This window comes from Streptomyces pristinaespiralis, assembly GCF_001278075.1.
Lineage (GTDB): Bacteria > Actinomycetota > Actinomycetes > Streptomycetales > Streptomycetaceae > Streptomyces > Streptomyces pristinaespiralis.
This window is the reverse complement of sequence record NZ_CP011340.1, coordinates 6,640,506-6,656,151: the sequence shown is the minus strand read 5'-3', so window position 1 is coordinate 6,656,151 and position 15,646 is coordinate 6,640,506. Positions and strand designations below refer to the sequence as shown.

The 15,646-nt window shown below is 70.9% G+C and carries 15 protein-coding genes and 1 pseudogene; 5 read left to right on the top strand and 11 right to left on the bottom strand.

Going from position 1 to position 15,646, the window contains the following annotated elements:
* Positions 1 to 52 precede the first annotated feature (52 nt).
* The 3 genes from SPRI_RS28440 to SPRI_RS28430 form a co-directional block, all read right to left on the bottom strand.
* A complete protein-coding gene (locus SPRI_RS28440) occupies positions 53 to 1,012 on the bottom strand; it encodes an SPFH domain-containing protein (protein ID WP_005319176.1) in 960 nt (319 codons plus the stop codon).
* Between the two features lie 157 nt (positions 1,013 to 1,169).
* The gene (locus SPRI_RS28435) at positions 1,170 to 1,598 is read right to left on the bottom strand and encodes an NfeD family protein (RefSeq protein ID WP_005319174.1); all 429 of its coding nucleotides are present in this window, start codon (positions 1,596 to 1,598) and stop codon (positions 1,170 to 1,172) included.
* Positions 1,599 to 1,793: 195 nt separating this feature from the next.
* On the bottom strand, positions 1,794 to 2,585 hold the full coding sequence (locus SPRI_RS28430; protein WP_005319172.1) for an ABC transporter ATP-binding protein: 792 nt from the start codon (positions 2,583 to 2,585) through the stop codon (positions 1,794 to 1,796).
* Between the two features lie 146 nt (positions 2,586 to 2,731).
* Between SPRI_RS28430 and SPRI_RS28425 the strand changes: the two genes are divergently transcribed.
* Positions 2,732 to 3,517: a hypothetical protein gene (locus SPRI_RS28425; RefSeq protein WP_005319171.1), complete on the top strand. Its 786-nt coding sequence runs from the start codon at positions 2,732 to 2,734 to the stop codon at positions 3,515 to 3,517.
* Positions 3,518 to 3,791: 274 nt separating this feature from the next.
* On the opposite strand, the gene SPRI_RS28420 is transcribed toward SPRI_RS28425, so the two are convergent.
* The 3 genes from SPRI_RS28420 to SPRI_RS28410 all read right to left on the bottom strand — a co-directional run bounded on the left by SPRI_RS28420 (position 3,792) and on the right by SPRI_RS28410 (position 5,963).
* Positions 3,792 to 4,040 (bottom strand): chaplin, encoded by a 249-nt coding sequence (locus tag SPRI_RS28420; RefSeq protein WP_005319169.1) that lies wholly within the window; start codon positions 4,038 to 4,040, stop codon positions 3,792 to 3,794.
* Positions 4,041 to 4,180: 140 nt separating this feature from the next.
* Complete coding sequence (locus SPRI_RS28415; RefSeq protein WP_005319167.1) at positions 4,181 to 4,825, bottom strand: response regulator; 645 nt, start codon at positions 4,823 to 4,825, stop codon at positions 4,181 to 4,183.
* Positions 4,818 to 5,963, bottom strand: coding sequence for a GAF domain-containing sensor histidine kinase (locus tag SPRI_RS28410; protein ID WP_005319165.1), 1,146 nt, complete (start codon positions 5,961 to 5,963; stop codon positions 4,818 to 4,820). Before SPRI_RS28410 ends, SPRI_RS28415 begins: the two co-directional genes overlap by 8 nt.
* A gap of 195 nt (positions 5,964 to 6,158) precedes the next feature.
* Here SPRI_RS28410 and SPRI_RS28405 point away from each other — a divergent pair, with 195 nt between their 5' ends.
* The 3 genes and pseudogenes from SPRI_RS28405 (at position 6,159) to SPRI_RS28395 (ending at position 8,934) form a co-directional block, all read left to right on the top strand.
* Positions 6,159 to 6,854 carry an SDR family NAD(P)-dependent oxidoreductase gene (locus SPRI_RS28405; RefSeq protein ID WP_037777012.1) on the top strand — a complete coding sequence of 232 codons (696 nt, stop codon included), beginning with the start codon at positions 6,159 to 6,161 and terminating at the stop codon, positions 6,852 to 6,854.
* Positions 6,851 to 7,930 carry an S-adenosylmethionine:tRNA ribosyltransferase-isomerase gene (locus SPRI_RS28400; RefSeq protein WP_050791595.1) on the top strand — a complete coding sequence of 360 codons (1,080 nt, stop codon included), beginning with the start codon at positions 6,851 to 6,853 and terminating at the stop codon, positions 7,928 to 7,930. The genes SPRI_RS28405 and SPRI_RS28400 overlap by 4 nt, the downstream gene beginning before the upstream one ends.
* Before the next feature lie 284 nt (positions 7,931 to 8,214).
* Positions 8,215 to 8,934 (top strand): annotated as a pseudogene (locus tag SPRI_RS28395) (transglycosylase SLT domain-containing protein).
* A 112-nt stretch (positions 8,935 to 9,046) separates the two neighbouring features.
* Here the strand turns inward: SPRI_RS28395 and SPRI_RS28390 are convergent.
* On the bottom strand, positions 9,047 to 11,578 hold the full coding sequence (locus tag SPRI_RS28390; RefSeq protein ID WP_053557458.1) for an ABC transporter ATP-binding protein/permease: 2,532 nt from the start codon (positions 11,576 to 11,578) through the stop codon (positions 9,047 to 9,049).
* A gap of 342 nt (positions 11,579 to 11,920) precedes the next feature.
* Between SPRI_RS28390 and serB the strand changes: the two genes are divergently transcribed.
* Positions 11,921 to 13,147, top strand: coding sequence for a phosphoserine phosphatase SerB (gene serB, locus SPRI_RS28385; protein ID WP_005319155.1), 1,227 nt, complete (start codon positions 11,921 to 11,923; stop codon positions 13,145 to 13,147).
* 69 nt (positions 13,148 to 13,216) lie between these two features.
* Here the strand turns inward: serB and SPRI_RS28380 are convergent, their stop codons facing one another.
* From SPRI_RS28380 to SPRI_RS28370, 4 genes are all read right to left on the bottom strand, one after another.
* On the bottom strand, positions 13,217 to 13,768 hold the full coding sequence (locus tag SPRI_RS28380; protein WP_050791594.1) for a SixA phosphatase family protein: 552 nt from the start codon (positions 13,766 to 13,768) through the stop codon (positions 13,217 to 13,219).
* Positions 13,769 to 13,841: 73 nt separating this feature from the next.
* Positions 13,842 to 14,051: a hypothetical protein gene (locus tag SPRI_RS28375; RefSeq protein ID WP_005319153.1), complete on the bottom strand. Its 210-nt coding sequence runs from the start codon at positions 14,049 to 14,051 to the stop codon at positions 13,842 to 13,844.
* Positions 14,052 to 14,238: 187 nt separating this feature from the next.
* The gene (locus SPRI_RS39790; RefSeq protein WP_086025608.1) at positions 14,239 to 14,355 is read right to left on the bottom strand and encodes an SGM_5486 family transporter-associated protein; all 117 of its coding nucleotides are present in this window, start codon (positions 14,353 to 14,355) and stop codon (positions 14,239 to 14,241) included.
* 4 nt (positions 14,356 to 14,359) lie between these two features.
* Entirely contained in the window at positions 14,360 to 15,637 is a 1,278-nt protein-coding gene (locus SPRI_RS28370) for a CynX/NimT family MFS transporter (RefSeq protein ID WP_005319152.1), read from the bottom strand.
* Positions 15,638 to 15,646: the final 9 nt, after the last annotated feature.

The following is a 15,646-nucleotide window of genomic DNA, read 5'->3' as shown; positions in this document are numbered from 1 at the left end:
CCGCCTCCAAGGTCGAGGGGCCTCACTGATCATGCATGAAGGAGCGTGGGCGTCAGTCGATGGGGGGCTGCTCGCGGCGTTCGGTGCCGTTGCCGCCGGTCTGCTTGGGCACTGAGCCGCCGCCGCCCATGCCGGCCATCGGGTTGAAGTTGCCCATGGCGCCGCTGAGGCCCTTGAGGGCGTCGCCGATCTCGCTGGGGACGATCCAGAGCTTGTTGGCGTCGCCCTCCGCGATCTTCGGGAGCATCTGCAGGTACTGGTAGGCGAGCAGTTTCTGGTCGGCGTCCCCGGCGTGGATGGACTCGAAGACGGTACGGATGGCCTGGGCCTCGCCCTCGGCGCGCAGGGCGGCCGCCTTGGCCTCACCTTCGGCGCGCAGGATCGCCGACTGCTTCTCACCTTCGGCGGTCAGGATCTGCGACTGCCTGATGCCTTCCGCGGTGAGGATCGCCGCGCGCTTGTCACGGTCGGCGCGCATCTGCTTCTCCATCGAGTCCTGGATGGAGGTGGGCGGCTCGATGGCCTTGAGCTCGACGCGGTTGACGCGGATGCCCCACTTGCCGGTCGCCTCGTCGAGGACGCCGCGCAGGGCCGCGTTGATCTCCTCGCGGGAGGTCAGGGTCCGCTCGAGGTCCATGCCGCCGATGATGTTGCGCAGGGTGGTGACGGTGAGCTGCTCGATGGCCTGGATGTAGCTGGCGACCTCGTAGGTCGCGGCACGGGCGTCGGTCACCTGGTAGTAGATGACGGTGTCGATGTTGACGACCAGGTTGTCCTGGGTGATCACCGGCTGGGGCGGGAAGGGGACGACCTGCTCGCGCAGGTCGATGCGGTTGCGGATGGAGTCGATGAACGGGACGACGATGTTCAGGCCCGCGTTGAGGGTGCGGGTGTAGCGTCCGAAGCGCTCGACGATGGCGGCGCTGGCCTGTGGGATGACCTGGATCGTCTTGATCAGGGCGATGAAGACCAGCACCACCAGAATGATCAGGACGATGATGATCGGTTGCATCGCGTTCCCTGTGCCCTTCGCTGCCGGATGAGTCCGATGATCAGTTTCCCAGAACACGGGCTGCTCTGTGGGGCGTTCGGCCCGTTCTGCCCGGCGGCTTCAGGCCGTTTCGCGCGAAATCCGTGCGGAACGGGGTGCCGGGCGGGTCGAGTGCGTGTCACATGACGACGGCGGTCGCCCCGTCGATCTCTATGACGTCGACCTGCTGGCCTTCTTCGTAGGCCATGGTGGCGTCGAAGGCGCGGGCGGACCAGACCTCACCGGCGAGTTTGATCCGGCCGCCGTTGCCGTCGACCCGTTCCAGGACGATGGCCTGACGGCCTTTCAGGGCGTCCACCCCGCTGGCGAAGCCGGGGCCCTGCGATCTGTGCCGCATGGCGATCGGGCGCACGACGGCGATGAGCGCCACCGACACCGCGGCGAAGACGAGCACCTGGGCCACCGTGCCGCCGCCGACCGCCGCCACGACGGCCGCGGCCACGGCGCCCGCGGAGAACATTCCGAATTCCGGCATGGCGGTCAGCACGAGCGGAATGCCCAGTCCGACCGCGCCGATCAGCCACCACACCCATGCGTCGATGTCCACATGGGCATGGTAGGTCCGCCGGGCGCGCTCGGGACAGGGGGCGCGGTCGTCTCACCTTGTGCGTATGGCGGTTGCCCGTAAAGGGAGTTGTGCGCCGACCGGTCGCCGGTACGGCAATCGCCGGTCCTGGAGTCACCTTGGGGACGGCCGCCCGTGCGGGACTTCAGCCGAGCGGGACTTCCCCTGTGAGGGACTTCAGCCGAGCGGGAGTCCCTGGGCCGACCAGCGCTCGCCGTTGCGCTCGACGACGAGCGGCAGGCCGAAGCAGAGCGAGAGGTTGCGGGAGGTGAGCTCGGTCTCCATCGGGCCGGCGGCGAGCACCTTGCCCTGGCGGATCATCAGGACGTGCGTGAATCCGGGCGCGATCTCCTCGACATGGTGGGTCACCATGATCATCGAGGGGGCGTACGGGTCACGGGCGAGCCGGCCGAGGCGGCGGACCAGGTCCTCACGGCCACCGAGGTCGAGCCCGGCGGCGGGCTCGTCGAGGAGCAGCAGCTCGGGGTCGGTCATCATGGCGCGGGCGATGAGGGTGCGCTTGCGCTCGCCCTCGGAGAGCGTGCCGAACCTGCGGTCGAGGTACTCGGTCATGCCGAGGCGGTCGAGGAACGCGCGGGCGCGCTGCTCGTCGACCTCGTCGTAGTCCTCGTGCCAGGTCGCCGTCATGCCGTAGGCGGCGGTGAGCACCGTCTGCAGGACGGTCTGGCGCTTGGGGAGCTTGTCCGCCATGGCGATGCCGGCCATGCCGATGCGGGGCCGCAGTTCGAAGACGTCGACCCCGCCGAGGCGGTCGCCGAGGATCTGCACCTTGCCGGTGGTCGGGAAGAGATAGCTGGAGGCGAGGTTGAGGAGGGTGGTCTTGCCGGCGCCGTTGGGACCGAGGATCACCCAGCGCTCGCCTTCCTTGACCGACCAGGAGACGTCGTCCACCAGAGCGCGTCCGTCGCGGACCACGGATACGTCCACCAGCTCCAGTACATCGCTCATGAGCGCGTAGTCTCCCCATGCAGTCGTCTTGAGGTGTTCGGGTGTGATTCGGGTGCTTTTGTGCACCTGTGGGCACACCACCCAGGGAAAACCTACGCCACCGGGTGAGTGCTCCGGTCGCCCGGCCCGGTCCCTAGGCTGGTGACATGCTTTCGGAACCACGCTCAGGACGGCTGGCCGCATGGGGAAATGCCCTCTTGGCCGGACTTGTGTCACCGGACGACGCCGCGCACGCGATCGTCGGTGAGGACGCGGTGCACCGCGTCGAGGGTCTGCCCGGGGAGACGGCACCGGTCGGTCTCACTCTGGCGCTGGGGCGCCTGCGGGCGCTCGGTGTGACCGGCTACCGGGTCGCCCTCCCCGCCGCCGGGCACCCCCTGGGGCTCAGCGGCCCGCCCGCGTTCAACGCGCGGGCGCTCGACGCGGAGGAAGCGGTCGTCGCGACGGGCGCGGCGTACGGGCTGGTGCCCGAGGTGTACGAGGCCGGCCCGGCCGGCGACGTCCACGTCGAGGTCGTCTGGCACTGCCTGCCGGTCCGGGACGCGCCGCCGGCGGACGTGCCGTCGCTCGGCGAGGCCGAGCGTGAACTCGCGGAAGCCCTGCGGGACGCGACCGAGACGCTGACGCGGCTCGACGTGGCGGCGTCGGGGCCGGTGGCGGAAGCGGCACTCGACGCGTACCGGGCGCGGGCCCTGCGGGGCGCGGCGCAGACGCTGGCCCCGGGCTATCCGCCGCGTGCGGTACGGGTGCTGGAGCTCGCGCAGCGGATCGGTCTGCTGATCTCCGTGGCGTACGAGAACGGGCACGGGGGCGCGGTGAGCGCGTCCGAGATGGCGGCGCGGGGCGAGGCGCTGCGGCCGGTGGAACGGGTGGCGCGGAGGGCGCAGGTGGCGGCGTACAACGCGTATGTGGAGGAGCGGGAGCGGGGCTGACGGGTCCGCTGCGCGGGGCCGTTTCCCCACCCCGCCCCTTCCCGTAACCGGGGGCTCCGCCCCCGGACCCCCGCGCCTCAATCGCCGGCGGGGCTGACAAAGTCAGCCCGCCCGGCGATTGAGGGCACCGCGCGAAGCGCGGTACGGGTCCGGGCGGAGCCCGGTTCGGGAAGGGGCGGGTAGGGGAACAAGCCCGCCGCAGGCGCCCCGCACCCCCCGCGAACGCCGCACGGCCCCCGGGCCGCGCCCGGGGGCCGTGCGGTAGGAGCCGGCGTCAGCCGTTGATGCCGACGTTGCCGAACGCCGGGTTCAGCAGGCCGATCACGTTCACCGAGTTGCCCACCACGTTCACCGGGACGTGCACCGGCGCCTGGACCAGGTTGCCCGAGAGGACGCCCGGGGAGTGCACAGCCTCGCCGTGGGCGTGAGAGCCGCCGGTGGTGGCCGACGCGACACCGGCGCCCGCCGCCACGAGGCTGCCGGTGATCATCGTGAGGGCCGCGGCCTTCTTCAGGTTCTTCACTTCGTCATTCCTCCTGGAGCACTCGCTGCGGCCGGCCGCCGCAGCACGCCATGGAGAACGCCGGCGAGTGGATCAGGATGCGCCGTGTGGGTGACATCCACCCGACAGTATGAATCTCGGATCGGAGTATGACGCTCCGCTCACTCCGTCATCCCGTGCCGGACCGCCCAGAGCGCCGCCTGCGTGCGGTCCGCCACGTCCAGCTTCATCAGGATGTTCGAGACGTGCGTCTTTACGGTCTTCTCCGAGAGGACCAGCGCCCGCGCAATCTCCCGGTTCGAACGTCCGTCCGCGATGAGGCCCAGGACCTCGCGCTCCCGCTCGGTGAGGCTGTTCCCGCGGCCCGTGCCGTTGCCCGGATCGCCGTCGGACAGCAGCGCCCCCGCGATCTCCTGCTGGAGCAGCACATGGCCCGCGTGCACGGAACGGATGGCGCCCGCCAGTGCGTCCGGGTCCACGTCCTTGTAGACGTAGCCCGAGGCGCCCGCGCGCAGGGCGGGAACCACCGTGCGCTGCTCGGTGAAGCTGGTCACGACGAGGACCTTCGCCGGGTTGGCCAGCTCCCTCAGCTTCCGCAGGGCGTCGATGCCGTCCATGCCCGGCATCTTGACGTCCATGAGGACGACGTCCGGCTTGAGCTCCTCGGTGAGGGCGACGCCCTCCGCGCCGTCACCCGCCTCGCCGACGACTTCGATGTCGTCCTGGACCTCCAGGAACGTGCGCAGGCCGCGCCGCACCACCTGATGGTCGTCGACCAGCAGCACGCGGATCCTCTTGTCAGCCACCGGGGACCTCCATCTCGACCGTGGTGCCTCTGCCGGGCGCCGATTCGACCTTGAGCCTGCCTCCGACGCCGCTCGCCCTGTCCCGCATGGAGACGAGCCCCAGGTGGCGTCCGGCCCGGCGGACCGTCCGCGGCTCGAAGCCCTTGCCGTCGTCCGTGACGGAGAGGACGGCGCCCTGGCCTCTGCGGATCAGCGCCACGTCCACCTGGGCCGCGCCGGAGTGACGCAGCGCGTTGTGCAGAGCCTCCTGGGCGACCCTCAGCAGCGCCTCCTCCTGCGCGGCGGGCAGAGCCCTGATCCCGCAGGTGTCGAAGGTGACGCGCGCGCTGTGGGCGCGGTCGAGGACCTGTATCTGGGTGCGGAGGGTGTTGACGAGGCCGTCCTCGTCGAGCGCGGCGGGGCGCAGCTCGACGACGGCGGCACGCAGCTCGTCCGCGGCCTCCGCGGCGAGCGCCGCCACCTGCTGGAGCTCGCCCTTGGCGCGGGCCGGGTCGCGGTCCACGAGCGCGGCGGCGGCCTGGGCGGTCAGCCGCAGGGAGAACAGCTTCTGGCTCACGGCGTCGTGCAGCTCGTGGGCGAGGCGGGAGCGCTCCTCCGCGATGGTGAGCTCTCGGCTGCGCTCGTAGAGGCGGGCGTTGGTGAGGGCGATCGCGGCGTGCTGGGCGAGGATGCCCAGCAGTTCCTCGTCCTCCTCCGTGAAGCCGCAGCCGCCCTGCGGCTTGGGGCACCTCTTGTTCGCCAGGAACAGGGCGCCCATGGTCTCCTCGCCGTCCTTGATCGGCAGGCCGAGGAAGTCGGACATGTCGGGGTGGGCCGACGGCCAGCCCTCGAAGCGGGGGTCCTTGCGGACGTCCGCGAGCCGCTCCGGCTTCGCGTCGCGGAGCATCGAGGCGAGGATGCCGTGCTGCCGTGGCAGCGGGCCGATCGCCTTCCACTGGGCGTCGCTGACACCGTCGACGACGAACTGGGCGAAGCCTCCGTGGTCGTCGGGCACGCCCAGCGCCGCGTACTCGGCGTCGAGCAGTTCCCGCGCCGAGGCCACGATCGTCTTGAGCACGTCGCGCACCTCGAGGCGCCTGCTCATCGCGAGGAGCGCGGTGCTCACGGCAGCGAGGCCGGAGCCGGGTCGGTGACTCATGGACCCACCGTACCGGCGGGCTGTGACAGTCCGTATCGGTCCGGGGACCGCATCGGATTAGGCCCGCGGACGTAGGTCGAAGTGCCTTGCGGAGTGGGGCCTCGGGCACGAGGCGGCGGCGCCGGCCGCGTTCATAGGTTGAGTCCATCCATACGGACAGCGACAGCGACAGTACGCGGCAAGGGGATGGGCACCATGGCGGTAGCAGTGATCACTGGGGCGTCGAAGGGTCTGGGGCGGGCGCTGGCGGCGGCTCTCGCGCAGCGGGGCTGGGACCTCGTCCTGGGCGCGAGGACCGCGGACGTACTGAAGGAGAGCGCGGAGCACGCGGCCAGGTACGGCACCCGGGTCGTGGCGGTGCTGGGGGACGTCACGGACGCCGGACACCGCGGCGAGCTGGTGGCGGCGGCCGGTCGGCTCGGCGGTCTCGATCTGCTGGTGAACAACGCGAGCGCGCTGGGCGCCGAGCCCCTGGTGCGGCTGGAGGCGTTGGCGCCGGCGGGGCTGCGGGCCGCGCTGGAGACCAATGCGGTCGCTCCGCTGGGCCTGGTGCAGGAGGCGCTGCCCCTGCTGCGGGCGTCGCGGACCGGGACGGTCGTCGCGGTCAGCTCGGACGCCGCGACCACGGCGTACGAGACCTGGGGCGGCTACGGCGCCTCCAAGGCGGCGCTCGACCAGCTCGCCGCCGTCCTGGCGGTGGAGGAGCCGGATCTGCGGGTGTGGAGCGTCGACCCGGGCGACATGCAGACGGACCTCTACGCGGCAGCGGTGCCGGAGGACGACGATCCCCGCCCCTCCCCCGAATCCGTGGTTCCCGCGTTCCTGCGCCTGCTCGAGGAGCGGCCCGCCAGTGGCCGGTACGTGGCCCCGTCGCTGCTGGAGACCCGATGATGACGGGTCGGCGGGCGGAGGCGGTCCTGGAGAGTCTGCGGGTGCCGGAGGAGCTGTCCGCCCGGGTACCGGCGGAGGAACGCGGGTCGGGCCGGGACGACGTGCGGCTGCTCGTCTCGCGGGGCACGGAGGTGTCCCACCACGGCTTCCGGGACCTGCCGGGCCGGTTGCGGGCCGGTGACGTGCTGGTCGTCAACACGTCGGCCACCCTGGCGGCCGCCGTGGACGGGCGGCTCGGCGGCGACGCGGTCGTGGTGCACTTCTCCACCCGCGGGGACCTCGGGCGCTGGGCGGTGGAGCTGCGCAGGCCCGACGGTGCGGGCAGCACCCTGCCGCGCCCCGGGGGCCCGGCGGGGGCCGTCGTACGGGTACCGGGCGGCGGCGAGCTGGTGCTCGAGGCGCCGCTCGTCGCGGGCGGTGAGCGCCTGTGGTGGGCGAGGGCCTCCGTGGACGTGCCGACGCTGCTGCGGCGGTACGGCCGGCCGATCCGCTACCGCTACACGCAGCGGGACCAGCCGCTGTCCGCCTATCAGACGGTCTTCGCGCTCCCCTCCCCCGACGGCTCGGGGTCCGCGGAGATGCCGAGCGCCGCCCGTCCCTTCACGGCCGGTGTGGTGGCGGACCTGGTGAGCAGAGGGGTGCAGTTCGCCCCGCTCGTGCTCCATACGGGAGTGGCGTCGGCGGAGGCGCACGAGCCGCCGTACCCGGAGCGCTTCGAGGTGCCGGCGACCACGGCGTGGCTGGTGAACGCGGCACGCGCGGCCGGTGGCCGGATCGTGGCGGTCGGCACGACGGCCGTGCGGGCGCTGGAGTCGGCGGCGGACGGCGAGGGGGTGGTGCGTCCCGTCTCCGGCTGGACCGACCTGGTCGTGACGCCGCGACGCGGTGTGCGGGCCGTGGACGGTCTGCTGACCGGACTGCACGAACCGGAGGCGTCGCACCTGCTGATGCTGGCGGCCGTCGCCGGCCGGGACGCTCTGACCTGCGCGTACGAGGAGGCGCTGAGGCACCGCTACCTCTGGCACGAGTTCGGTGACGTCCACCTGATACTCCCCGGAGAGGGCCTCACGGAATGAATTGCTGCCGCAACACGCGGTGAGACGGGGGCGTGGCCGATGTGAGCCCGGGCATAGGGCCCAGATCACTTACGAGACTCTTTAGTTGATACATAAGGGGCATCTGAGCGCGGACAGCACAGGCGAATCCGGACATTGGGAACATGTGATCCACTACCGCGGATCGTACGTCACACCTTTGCCACGCGATTTTGCGCCAGCTAAGAATTGCCGACGTCGCTACCGAACAGCGCAGAGCCGACCGGCCTGGAGCGACTTTCCGCTATTCGAAGAGGTACGTCTGTATGTCCGCGTTCATCACCCCCGATCTCCGCCGCCGCCTCAAGAGTCGTAAGACCGCCGTGGCCGGCATCGCCGCAGTCGCCGCCACGACCGTCGCGCTCTCGCTCGCCCCGTCGGGCGAGGCCGAGGCCGGTGTGCAGACCGAGGCAGCAGCCGCGGCGCCCGTCGCGTGGAAGGCCGACTCCAAGCAGGTCGCGGCCGTCCACGAGAGCATCACCAGCCAGAAGTCCGCCTTCGAGGCCCAGCTCAAGGCCACGCAGGCCAAGGCCAAGGCCGAGGCGAAGGCGAAGGCCGAGAAGGCCGCCGCCGAGAAGAAGGCAGCCGCCAAGGCCGCCGCCGAGAAGCGCGCCAAGGAGCAGGCCGCCAGCCGCTCCGCCGCCCGCCCGGCGAAGGTGACCTACCCGAACAACCTGGACGGGTGGATCCGCGAGGCCATGGCGATCATGAAGAAGCACGACATCCCCGGCAGCTACGAGGGCATCCACCGCAACATCATGCGGGAGTCCTCCGGTAACCCGCGGGCCATCAACAACTAGGACATCAACGCCATCAACGGTGTCCCCTCGAAGGGTCTGCTCCAGGTCATCAAGCCGACCTTCGACGCCTACCACATCCCCGGCACCTCGTGGGACCAGTACGACCCGGTCGCCAACATCGTCGCCGCCTGCAACTACGCGGCCGACCGTTACGGCTCGATGGACAACGTCAACAGCGCCTACTGAGGCACTGCTGCGCTGAGCCGGCAGCACGACCGGCGGACATGAACAGACGCTGAAGGGCGCACCCCGCGCAGGGTGCGCCCTTCGGCGTCGTGCTGTTACCGCGTGACGTGCGTTACTTGCGCATGACCTCGGGCTCGTGGCGGCGCAGGAAGCGCGCGACGAGCACACCGCACAGGGCGCCGAGAGCGATCAGTGCGGCCATGTCCATGCCCCAGGCGGCAGCCTCGTGGTCCCACAGGGGGTCGGTGCTGGTCGGATCGTCCGTGTTCGGGTTGATCTTGTTGAAGTCCAGCGTGGTACCGGCGGCGGCGACCGCCCAGCGCGACGGCATGAGGTACGAGAACTCGTTGACGCCGACGGTGCCGTGCAGGATGAAGAGGCAACCGGTGAAGACGACCTGGATGATCGCGAACATCACCAGCAGCGGCATGGTCTTCTCGGCGGTCTTCACCAGCGCGGAGATGATCAGACCGAACATCATCGAGGTGAAGCCGAGAGCCATGATCGGCAGCGAGAGCTCGAGCATGACCGCTCCGCCGAGGACCAGTCCCTCCTCCGGGAGCTCACGGGTGGCGAAGCCGATGGCGCCCACCAGGCCGCCCTGGATCACGGTGATCATGCCGAGGACGACGACCTTGGACATCAGGTACGCGGAGCGTGACAGGCCGGTCGCCCGTTCCCGCTCGTAGATCACCCGTTCCTTGATCAGCTCACGGACGGAGTTCGCCGCGCCGGCGAAGCAGGCGCCGACCGCGAGGATCAGCAGCACCGTGGTGGCCGTGCCGTTCGGGATGATCCGCCCGGTCTGCGCGTTCTGGTTCACCAGCAGACCCTTGTCCGGGTCGATGAGCAGGCTCACCGCGCCCAGCACCGCCGGCAGGATCAGCATGAGGGCCATGAAGCCCTTGTCGGACACGATCACCGAGACGTAGCGGCGGATCAGCGTGAACAGCTGGGATCCCCAGCTCTGCGGCTTCGGCGGCCGCATCTGCTGCGCCGGCGGCATGTTCACGGACTGCGCGGCGACGGCGTCGATGTCCGCCGCGTACATCTGGTAGTGCTGCGAACCGCGCCAGCGGCCCGCCCAGTCGTAGTCGCGGTAGTTCTCGAAGGCGGAGAACACGTCGGCCCAGGTGCTGTAGCCGAAGAAGTTGAGCGCCTCCTCCGGCGGGCCGAAGTAGGCCACGGAACCGCCGGGGGCCATCACCAGGAGCTTGTCGCACAGCCCCAGCTCGGCCACTGAGTGGGTGACGACGAGGACCGTACGGCCGTCGTCCGCCAGGCCGCGCAGCAGCTGCATGACGTCGCGGTCCATGCCCGGGTCGAGGCCGGAGGTCGGCTCGTCCAGGAAGATCAGCGACGGCTTGGTCAGCAGCTCGAGGGCGACCGACACACGCTTGCGCTGGCCGCCGGAGAGCGAGGTGACCTTCTTGTCCTTGTGGATGTCGAGCTTGAGCTCGCGCAGCACCTCGTCGATACGGGCCTCGCGCTCGGCCTCCGCGGTGTCGCCCGGGAAACGGAGCTTGGCCGCGTACTTCAGCGCCTTACGGACGGTGAGTTCCTTGTGCAGGATGTCGTCCTGCGGAACCAGACCGATGCGCTGGCGCAGCTCTGCGAACTGCTTGTAGAGGCTGCGGTTGTCGTAGAGGACGTCGCCCTGGTTGGCGGGCCGGTAGCCGGTGAGCGCCTTGAGCAGGGTGGACTTTCCGGAGCCGGACGGGCCGATGACGCCGATCAGCGACTTCTCCGGGACGCCGAAGGAGACGTCGCGCAGGATCTGCTTGCCGCCGTCGACGGTGACCGTGAGGTGGCGGGCGGAGAAGGAGACCTCGCCGGTGTCGACGAACTCCTCGAGCTGGCCGCCGACGATACGGAAGGTGGAGTGGCCGACGCCGACGATGTCGTTCGGGCCGATGAGGACCGTGCCGGACTTGGCGATCGGCTGACCGTTGACGTAGGTGCCGTTGTGGGAGCCGAGGTCACGGATCTCGAAGCGGCCGTCGGGGTGCGCGGTGAACTCGGCGTGGTGGCGCGAGACCTGCAGGTCGGAGACGACCAGCTCGTTCTCGAGCGCACGGCCGATGCGCATGACGCGGCCGAGGGAGAGCTGGTGGAACGTCGTCGGGCTGCGGTCGCCGTGGACCGGCGGGACGCCCTGGGGGCTCTGCACCCCCTGCTGGTGCGGGACCTGCGGCTGCTGCGCCTGCGGAGGCTGCTGCTGCCAGCCCTGCTGGGCGGGCTGCTGCGGCGGCTGCGCCTGCGGCCAGCCCTGCTGCTGCGGCTGCTGAACCGGCGCCTGCGCCGCCTGCTGCGGCGCACCCTGGGCGTAGGCGCCCGCGCCCATGGCCGCGCCGACGCCGCTCAGGCCGAGGCGCGGACCGTCGGTGGCGTTGCCGAGGTGCACCGCTGTGCCGGGGCCGATCTCCATCTGGTGGATCCGCTGGCCCTGCACATACGTGCCGTTGGTGCTGCCGTGGTCCTCGATGACCCAACTGCGCCCGCCCCAGCTGATCGTGGCGTGCCGCCACGAGACCCGGGCGTCGTCGATCACCACATCGCCCTGGGGATCACGGCCCAGGGTGTACGACCTGGACGGATCGAGCGTCCAGGTGTTTCCGTTCAATTCCAGTACGAGTTCCGGCACTCCATGCCCCACTAGTTGTCCCCCGAGCTTCCCCCGTTGCCGGGAGTCTAGGGAAGGCGAACATCGTGGGGAACTATTTCAGGCCCGGTCCCGTATCCGAAAGCCGGGCCGTGTGAAGACCTCGTTCGGTACCGAGTTGGGACGTTCACCGGCTCGGAGGGGACCCGCCGGCGGCGACGATCACCCACGAGTGGTGACGGATCATGCGTCAACCGAATAATCCGCGCCATTCCGGTCGGATGCGCCGCTCCCGGCCGCACAGGCGTGCGTGGGCCGCTCAGGTGTCCGTCAGGCGGGACAGAACCTCTCTTCCCGGCCGTCGCCCGATACGGTGGTAACACCATGAGCGCATCTCAGCCCCCTCCCAACGCCGATGTCCCCACCCTTCTCGTGAAGATCTTCGGGAAGGACCGCCCAGGGATCACCGCCGGGCTCTTCGACACCCTCGCCGCGTACGCCGTCGATGTCGTCGACATCGAGCAGGTCGTCTCCCGGGGCCGCCTCGTGCTGTGCGCGCTCGTCACGGCACCGACGGCCGGCGGGGCGACCGAGGGCGACCTGCGGGCCACCGTGCACAGCTGGGCCGACTCCCTCAAACTGCAGGCCGAGATCATCTCCGGTACGGGTGACAACCGGCCGCGCGGCAGCGGCCGTTCGCACGTCACCGTGCTCGGCCACCCGCTCACCGCGGAGTCCACCGCCGCCATAGCGGCCACCATCGCCGGCACCGGCGGCAACATCGACCGCATCTTCCGGCTCGCGAAGTACCCCGTGACCGCGGTGGAGTTCGCGGTCTCCGGCGTGGAGACCGGTCCACTGCGGACCGCGCTGGCGATGGAGGCCTCCGAGATCGGCGTCGACGTGGCCGTCGTCTCCGCCGGACTGCACCGGCGGGCGCAGCGGCTGGTCGTCATGGACGTGGACTCCACGCTCATCCAGGACGAGGTCATCGAACTCTTCGCGGCGCACGCCGGCTGTGAGGACCGGGTCGCCGAGGTGACCGCGGCGGCGATGCGCGGCGAGCTGGACTTCGAGCAGTCCCTGCACGCGCGGGTGGCGCTGCTGGAGGGCCTCGACGCCTCCGTCGTGGACAAGGTGCGCACCGAGGTACGGCTCACCCCGGGTGCGCGGACCCTGATCCGCACGCTGAAGCGGCTCGGCTACCAAGTGGGGGTCGTCTCCGGCGGCTTCACCCAGGTGACCGACGACCTCAAGGAACGGCTCGGGCTCGATTTCGCGTCGGCGAACACGCTGGAGATCAAGGACGGGAAGCTCACCGGCCGGGTCGTCGGCGAGATCGTGGACCGGGCGGGCAAGGCCCGGCTGCTGCGCCGCTTCGCGGCGGAGGCCGGGGTCCCGCTCGCGCAGACGGTCGCGATCGGCGACGGGGCCAACGATCTCGACATGCTGAACGCGGCGGGCCTCGGCGTCGCGTTCAACGCCAAGCCCGTCGTGCGCAAGGCCGCGCACACCGCGGTCAACGTGCCCTTCCTCGACACGGTGCTTTATCTGCTGGGCATCACCCGCGAAGAGGTCGAGGCCGCCGACGACGGCACGGGCGAGCACTGACCTCCACGGCAACGCAACGGCAGGGCCCCGGCACACTGTGTGCCGGGGCCCTGCCGTTGCGCGTGGTGATCACTCGTGGGGGGTCCAGTAGTCGAGCAGCTTGCCCACACCGTGCTCCACGGACTTCCACGGTCCGGTGACGGACACGACGGCGAACGCCGAGGTCGGGAAGCCGTCGCGGGTCATCCGGGCCAGCGCGTCACCCTCGGTGCTGCCCGCGAGCGCGTCCGCGAGCGCGTGCATACCGGGGTTGTGGCCGATGACGAGCAGGTCGTTCACGTCGTCGGGGGTCTCGGTCAGCAGGGCGAGCAGATCGCCGAGGGAGGCCTCGTAGAGCCGCTCCTCGTACACCGTCTTCGGGCGGTGCGGCAGCTCGTGCACCGCCAGCTTCCATGTCTCGCGGGTCCTGACCGCTGTCGAGCACAGGGCCAGGTCGAAGTCGATTCCGGTCTCCGCGAGCCGGCGGCCGGCCACCGGGGCGTCCTTTCGGCCTCGCTCGGCGAGCGGGCGCTCATGGTCGGACACCTGGGGCCAGTCGGCCTTCGCATGCCGGAGGAGGACGATCCTGCGGGATTCGGGAGGTCCGGGGGGTGTCCCCCCGGAAGACACAGCGGCGCTCATGTCACCCAGCTTCGCATGAAATGAGCCAGCGGGCGCAGGGTGTTGACGTGCTCTGCCGCGAAGAGTGACGCCGTCAACGGACCAGCATGCGGTGCACGAGCCGGAGGAAGTCGCCGAGCCCCTGTCCGTCGCCCGCCGCGGCGTGCGCCTGCCCCGGACCGGCGATCAGCAGGAGCAGCGCGCAGAAGGCGATCACCGGCAGTGCCAGCGCCCACCAGGGCAGCTGACCCCCTGCGACGCCCGGGGACCGGGTGAGGGACCGGGGGTGCGTGTGGGCCGGCATGGCCGCCTCCGTACGTCGAGAGGTCGAGTCCCTCAAACGTACGGATCATGAACGGGCGGGCCCATCCGGTGACCCACCCACTTCACCCTGAGCCTGGCCCCCTAGGGGACGGTGGGGGTAGCACCACCGTCCGCCGGCAGGCGGAGGGACGGCGGCCCCGTCGGCGCCCCGTGGGCGCGGGAGCGGGTCAGGGGGCGGCGATCGTGGCGATGATCGAGATGACCACGCCGATGAGCAGGATCAGGCCGAAGATCCCGAGGAGCTTCTTCTGGCCGTTCTGGGGGTTCGGGTCGAGCACTGGCATGGTCTCAGTCTCGCACCCCGGTCTCGTCCTCGATCGTCCGGTCCCTGCCGGCGAGGACGCCCATGGCGATCTGGGGCACGAGAAGGGCTGCCATCAGTCCGATCGGCAGGCCCCAGCCGCCGCTGTGCTGGTAGAGCACGCCGACCAGGAGGGGCCCGGGGATGGAGATCAGGTAGCCGGTCGACTGGACGAACGCGGAGAGCCGCACGACGCCCGCGCCGGTCCTCGACCGCATGCCGATCATGGTGAGTGCCAGCGGGAACGAGCAGTTGGAGATGCCCAGCAGCAGCGCCCAGGCCCACGCGCCCGCCGCCGGTGCCAGCAGGAGCCCCAGATAGCCGGTGAGGCCGCACAGGCCGAGGCCTACGGCGATGGGTCCCTGCCGGCTCAGCCGGGTCGCCAGGCGCGGGATGACGAAGGCCAGCGGCACGCCCATGACCATGGTGACGGCCAGCAGCACACCGGCGGTCTGCGGGGAGACACCGGCGTCACGGAAGATCTGCGGCATCCAGCCCATGGTGATGTACGCCCCGGTCGCCTGGAGCCCGAAGAAGCAGGCCAGCGCCCAGGCGGTGGGGCTGCGTGTGATCCGCGGGGCGGGGGCGGGCGCGTCCCCCTCCGCCGTTCGCCCCGTGCCGTCCTCGCGGTCGCGGTCGCGCACCAGTCCCAGCCAGGGCAGTACGGCGACGGCCGCCAGCGCCGCCCACACGGCGAGGCCGACCCGCCAACTGCCGCCCAGCGCGCTCGTGATGGGCACGGTCGCGGCCGCGGCGACCGACGTGCCGAGCGCCAGCGCCATCGAGTAGAGGCCGGTCATGGAGCCGACCCGGCCGGGGAAGTAGCGCTTGACGATCACGGGCATCAGCACGTTGCTGACGGCGATGCCCATCAGGGCGAGCGCGCTGGCGGCGAGGAACCCGGCCGTGCCGCCGGCGAAGGGCCGTACGACGAGCCCGGTCGCGATGGCCGCCATTCCGGCACAAAGGACGGCGCCGGGTCCGAAGCGGCGGGCGAGGCGGGGTGCCGCGGTGCCGAAGAGGGCGAAGCAGAGCGGCGGCACGGAGGTGAGCATCCCGGCGACGCTGCCGCTCATGTGCAGCCCGGTCCGAGCCTCTTCGAGCAGGGCTCCGAGGCTGGTGATGGCGGGGCGCAGGTTGAGTGCGGCGAGGACGATGCCGACGAGGACGAGCCGGGTGATCCACACGGGGCCCGTGCGGGCGGCAGAATCCTGGGGAGCAGGGGCCGACGTGGCGGAGCTCAGTGTGCGGGTCTCGTCAGGCATTGGCCCATC

Bases quoted from the DNA above. Each gene is read 5' to 3' on its own strand.
- SPRI_RS28375 (WP_005319153.1), bottom strand. From the start codon at position 14,051: ATGCCGGCCCACACGCACCCCCGGTCCCTCACCCGGTCCCCGGGCGTC.
- SPRI_RS28405 (WP_037777012.1), top strand. From the start codon at position 6,159: ATGGCGGTAGCAGTGATCACTGGGGCGTCGAAGGGTCTGGGGCGGGCG.
- SPRI_RS39790 (WP_086025608.1), bottom strand. From the start codon at position 14,355: ATGCCAGTGCTCGACCCGAACCCCCAGAACGGCCAGAAGAAGCTCCTC.
- SPRI_RS28425 (WP_005319171.1), top strand. From the start codon at position 2,732: ATGCTTTCGGAACCACGCTCAGGACGGCTGGCCGCATGGGGAAATGCC.
- SPRI_RS28410 (WP_005319165.1), bottom strand. From the start codon at position 5,963: ATGAGTCACCGACCCGGCTCCGGCCTCGCTGCCGTGAGCACCGCGCTC.
- SPRI_RS28400 (WP_050791595.1), top strand. From the start codon at position 6,851: ATGATGACGGGTCGGCGGGCGGAGGCGGTCCTGGAGAGTCTGCGGGTG.
- SPRI_RS28440 (WP_005319176.1), bottom strand. From the start codon at position 1,012: ATGCAACCGATCATCATCGTCCTGATCATTCTGGTGGTGCTGGTCTTC.
- SPRI_RS28380 (WP_050791594.1), bottom strand. From the start codon at position 13,768: ATGAGCGCCGCTGTGTCTTCCGGGGGGACACCCCCCGGACCTCCCGAA.
- serB (WP_005319155.1), top strand. From the start codon at position 11,921: ATGAGCGCATCTCAGCCCCCTCCCAACGCCGATGTCCCCACCCTTCTC.
- SPRI_RS28370 (WP_005319152.1), bottom strand. From the start codon at position 15,637: ATGCCTGACGAGACCCGCACACTGAGCTCCGCCACGTCGGCCCCTGCT.
- SPRI_RS28430 (WP_005319172.1), bottom strand. From the start codon at position 2,585: ATGAGCGATGTACTGGAGCTGGTGGACGTATCCGTGGTCCGCGACGGA.